This window comes from Bartonella sp. OD88NMGDW (assembly GCF_042193775.1).
Classification (GTDB): domain Bacteria; phylum Pseudomonadota; class Alphaproteobacteria; order Rhizobiales; family Rhizobiaceae; genus Bartonella; species Bartonella grahamii.
The window spans coordinates 1-5,006 of record NZ_JBHIMA010000026.1 but is presented as its reverse complement, the minus strand read 5'-3'; the positions used below and the strand labels follow the sequence as shown (position 1 = coordinate 5,006).

Here is a 5,006-nt window from a genome sequence, read left to right as displayed (position 1 = left end):
ATTAACCAATCCTTTGGAATCCCACGCATTCCAAACGTTCCTATAAAACCCGTGGGATAAAGACTGCTTTCTTCTTCTAAAGGTATAGAGGTAGGATTAACAAGATGCCAATGATCTCCATTATAAAACAATGTATAAATGCACCCCTGTTGGATTTCGCCCCCTGATAAAAGCGATAAACCCGTTTCCGTTGCCTTATAAACCGGCTTGCCATCTAAAGCATTTAAGACAATCGTGGTCGCTCCAACATTCTTACCCGTCGCCATAAAGCGCAAAACGATACCATTCTTATACTCTAAAAACTGTGAAGTGCTTGCAAGTCTTATCACACTCGTTTGTTGGACATGATCATTTGTCACAATGCCTTCAAGCTCTCCACCCGTGTCTGACAAGTATTCCTTTACGCGCTGCATCATCACACGGGCGCTCGTATTCACACTGCTAGGATACTGTCCTTCGGACCAATCAATCAAATTATCAGAACGCGTATTATCCGCCGCTCTAAGCGACCAATCATAGATCGTTGACATCTCTCATAAATCCTAATTCCGGTAAAATGGTCCGTAAAACGCCCGCATGAATTGCGTCATCAAAGGATTATCATCATCATCACTCTCTTCTTCTTCCGAAGCTTCTTCTTGTGATGCTAATAATGCCCTTAAAACCTCTAACAAGTTGTCTCTATTTCTAATGCCACCATGCGCTGTAGGACTTGCTCTATAAGGCTGCCCACCATACATCTGTAATACACGGTTGACAAAATCACTTGCACGCATAGCGTTGTTTCCACCATTCAAGCCAACCGCATTGCTCCCAACAATTTGCGCCGCACTGGCATGGGGATTTTGCAAAAGACGCGCGGCTCCTCCTGCGCCTTGTTGATGTGCTAAATACAACTCCGCTTCACTAGGCGCTCTTCCCAACAGACGGCTTAAATGATTGCGATTATCAAGTGTCAACCGCCCCATGGCATCTGCCGCTTGCATGGGGTCAAACCTATCCTGCAAACCATATTGTTTGGCTGTGCTGTCTATAAATTGATACAACCCACCAGCAGAAGAACGTGGATTCCTTGCATTCGGATTGCCTCCACTTTCAACTTGCGCAACACGGTATAAATAACTCTCTGGCAAGCCGTAACGTGCTGCCGTTTGCCGTATCGCTTGATTGACAGAAGGACTATAACGGGTCATAGCCTAATCTCCTCCCTTACTCAAATGCACTCAATAAATTCAATTCCTCCGTTGAGGCTTTTCCCCCACCTCCAAACAAAGCAGCAGAAAGCTTTTTGAACCATTCTTTTGTCGCATATCCCTTATGATGCGCGTTTACCATGCGTTGAATGAGAGCTACAATTTGATCATTCTTAATCTCTGTCCCCCCTGTTAACAATTTGACAACATCCTTTTCAATCCGTTGACGCTCTCTAAACGCCGCCTCTTTGAAAGGAATCCAAGCTGCCTTCCCAGCAGCTTTTGCTAATTGTACAGCTGCATCACGTTTACCCGTTGGCATACTGACATTATGCGTAAAAGATATCTTTTCATCCGCTACACGACCTGGTATTCTGTTATAAAAATCTGCATAATTAGCTTCTTTTTCGACAACCTTCTTGACCGCAGAAGCTTTATCGGCTCCATAAATCTTTGCAAATCGTTTATACAGATCATTCGTACCAAAAATCTCCTTTGCCTTGGATACTTCATCTTTTGTTTGACCCATACCTTGTAAAAGTTCTGCCCTTGAACCCTTTTTAAAGTATTCTTGTTGTGCCTTTGGTAATTCATCAAAGATTTTACTGAACTCATCCTTATTAACCGACTTGCTAAGGATTTTGGAACCTTCATCCATGGCATCTAAACGTGAACTATATTGGTGATACAATGATCGTGCCTTCTTATATTTAGGCGATATATCATCCATAAGCTCTAATAACTTTTTCTGAATGCCAACTAAGGTATGAACTTTACTATTATCTCCTATCTTCTCGGCTTCATCTCTCATAAGACCAAGTTTAACCTTCGTTTCATGGAGAACTCCCATGTTGGGTTTTTCTTTAAGGAGATTAAATTTTTCAGAAGAAAACGAACTGACTTCTTTGCCACCACTCGTGAATTCCTGTAGCCCTCCTTTATAAGCCTGTTTGAAGTATGGACGCTTCATTAATTCATTAAGAGCACCATAATGCTGTTCTCCTATTGGTGTTTTTTGAGCTATTTCGTAAAGAGTATGTGGTTCTGCTTTCCTAATCGCGATAAGATCATCTTTTAAACCTGTAACATTTTGACGAGGAACAAAGTGTTCATCAGCAGCTTGATGAATACGCTCCCCTCCTCCCAGCGCTCTCTGCCCAGCTCTTTTAGTCAAATCAAGATAAGCTCCTTGATTTCTTTTCGCGATATCAAAAACAAGATCCTGTAAAAAAGGACTATGATCAGCTACGTAATCGATAGGAACTGCATTCTTAAAAGAGTTTCCTAGCTCTTCAGAAGCCTCCTTACCTAAATGTTTACTGATTGCTCTTAATGTGTCTGTTGCAACACCTTGCTTATGAGAAGGAGAAAGAAGTCTTCGTATTCCACCGACAGTAGAACCAGCCAAATGACCTAAAGCACTTCCAGCCAATGCCCCACCCGCTCCTAAACCTGCACCAGATAACGTACTTGTAAGTGTATTACCAAGCCCTTCACCTTCTCCCGCTCCATGTAATGCACCAGATGCCGCCCCTACTTTAAGCAAATGCGGCAATGTTGTTTTGTTCGTGATGCCTAAAAATGGACTTGCAAATCGACTTGGGGGTAACTGACCTGCTTTCAAAAAGGCTTGACCTAATTTTGACCCCGCCACATTCCTTGCAAGTGTAGGCGCTACAAAGCGTGCTCCTGAGGCTAACAATCCTCCTCCTAAAGTCGCAAGGGAAGGGATTGCCGACCCTAAAGCATTTCCAGCAAAAGAAGTCCAATAATGTTGATCACTCATCCTACGATAATAATCACGTAGTCTATTGGCTTCTTTCTCATATTTTTCTATGGTTTTCTTATCTCCAGTCCAATAGTTGTAAAGCCCCTTCAAAAAAGCACTTATTGCCAACTCATCATCAGAATCACGTCCTGCCGCTGTAATCCCCGCAATCTCATCATCTAAATTAAAACTCAATCCATGCTTTAAAGAGTTCCAAAAAGCTTCACTTTCACTTATTTCGGGATGTTGGGATGATGGTGTTTCTTCAAAATTCGGAGCATCATCGAGAACACGCAAACGATAACGTTTTCCACTTTTAGATGTTACATATTCTGGAGTGCCACCTCTCGAATTGTCATCGAGAACACGCAAACGGTAACGTTTTCCACTTTTAGATGTTACATATTCTGGAATGCTAGTATAAGTATTCATTAATACTCTTCCTTTTCAATACGCTTACCGGTAGACGCATCTATAAACACAGTGATATCATCTCTGTCGATACCTTCCTGCCATTTCATTATAGGTATATTTGCACCACCTCCTTGTGACATCGGTGAATCTACAAAATATTTATCAGAGATTTCTTGGGGCGTATCTATAGGCTGACCTGTTAATGCGTTGTACAGTTGAAGATCATTATGCCTATTGAAAAAATCAAATGCTGTTTTAATTACTTGTAAAGTCCTCTCCAATCCCTCTTTATCTCGCCCAACATCCAAAGAACCAAACATTGATGATAGTGCCTGACTTTCAAAATTTGATATAGGACCAGTTCCTACTGTTCCGCTAGGACTCATCGATTTTAGATTCTCAAATACCGTCCTTAGAACACCACCTCTAATTCCCTCCAATAATTTGTCTAATTTGTACCCATCACTTCCACCAGCTTTTTTCGTAAACCACCCCTTAAATCCTGTAGCACTACCTTTTTGAATGAGTTCAAAAGCAGCTTTCAGATCATTTAATCCAGCTCTCAACTGCTGCTTGGTGGTGAACATATTTTTTATCCTTCTACCCTCCCACTCTTTCTGGGCTTGTAGTTTTTGATTATACTCAAGTTCCTGCATCGACCCCTTAACCGGTCTCGCTCTACGTTCACCTAGTTGTGAATTGGGATCCCATTCATAACCTTTATCTAACTGAGGTTTATCACCACCTGTTAGCATCGCACTAAGCATTTGCGGATTACGTGCCATGAACCGCGCCTCTTCTTCACTGTACCCTTTAGATTTTAGATATTCGACGGTCTGGTTAACCTGCCCTCTTTTTTCTCTTTCCATATCACCACGACGAAGATTCATAGCTGCATTCGCTAAACTTTGTGCTATCGTCCCATCTGATAATGCATAACCAATCCCATAATCTGATAATCTTTGTAAAAACTCAGGACTACGCAAGTAATCCCAAAAACTCTGTTGAGAACCAGTATCTTGGTGAGGAACAGTACTCTGTTGTGGCTGTACAGACTTCTGTGGTTCTACAGATGAAATAGGCTCTGGTAATTGAGACTGCTTTGGTTTCAATGATGCCAAATCTGAAGTTTCAATTGCATTAGGCAAAGGTTCCATACCTAAAGGATTTGGTTGTGAACCAAAGGTCGCTACTGGTAAAGAAGGGACTGAAGACGGTACATACGGTTTTCTGCCTGCCGATCTTAAAGACGAACTTACATCTGGTAAAGGTGAAGTATTTTTAGCTAAACCTAAAGGATTTGATTGTGAACCAAAAGTTGCTATAGGGGAAGAAGGGGTTAAATAAGGTAAATTATTTGCCTGTTGTTTGGCGTCTTCTAGATCGTTGAAACGTATACGTGGTACATATTGGCTCATTACATGCATAGACTTAAGAAGTCTTGATAAAATGTTATCGTTACTATTTTGCATAACTACCTCACTTTTTTCCTGCAAAACCAGAAATACCAGCTAAAATCCCTATAGCGTTCTTCCAAGGGTCGTTGCCTTGCATCATAGAGGCTGTATTATTATTCGTCGTCGTGCCGTAATTCCTTGCAAAGCCATGACCGGCGTTCATAAGCATATTCA

At 41.6% G+C, this 5,006-nt stretch carries 3 protein-coding genes and 1 pseudogene; all 4 read right to left on the bottom strand.

Annotated elements, in window-relative coordinates:
* Nucleotides 1–530: pseudogene (locus tag ACFIJR_RS08620) on the bottom strand (phage tail protein); the annotation flags it as partial.
* 12 nt (nt 531–542) lie between these two features.
* Complete coding sequence (locus ACFIJR_RS08615) at nt 543–1,193, bottom strand: transglycosylase SLT domain-containing protein (protein ID WP_375654022.1); 651 nt, start codon at nt 1,191–1,193, stop codon at nt 543–545.
* Nucleotides 1,194–1,209: 16 nt separating this feature from the next.
* Nucleotides 1,210–3,393, bottom strand: coding sequence for a hypothetical protein (locus ACFIJR_RS08610; RefSeq protein WP_375654020.1), 2,184 nt, complete (start codon nt 3,391–3,393; stop codon nt 1,210–1,212).
* Nucleotides 3,393–4,847 carry a hypothetical protein gene (locus ACFIJR_RS08605; RefSeq protein ID WP_375654019.1) on the bottom strand — a complete coding sequence of 485 codons (1,455 nt, stop codon included), beginning with the start codon at nt 4,845–4,847 and terminating at the stop codon, nt 3,393–3,395. The genes ACFIJR_RS08610 and ACFIJR_RS08605 overlap by 1 nt, the downstream gene beginning before the upstream one ends.
* Nucleotides 4,848–5,006 lie beyond the last annotated feature (159 nt).

What these genes read in the sequence shown, in the direction of transcription:
- ACFIJR_RS08615 (WP_375654022.1), bottom strand. Translation starts at nt 1,193, where the DNA reads ATGACCCGTTATAGTCCTTCTGTCAATCAAGCGATACGGCAAACGGCA.
- ACFIJR_RS08610 (WP_375654020.1), bottom strand. Translation starts at nt 3,393, where the DNA reads ATGAATACTTATACTAGCATTCCAGAATATGTAACATCTAAAAGTGGA.
- ACFIJR_RS08605 (WP_375654019.1), bottom strand. Translation starts at nt 4,847, where the DNA reads ATGCAAAATAGTAACGATAACATTTTATCAAGACTTCTTAAGTCTATG.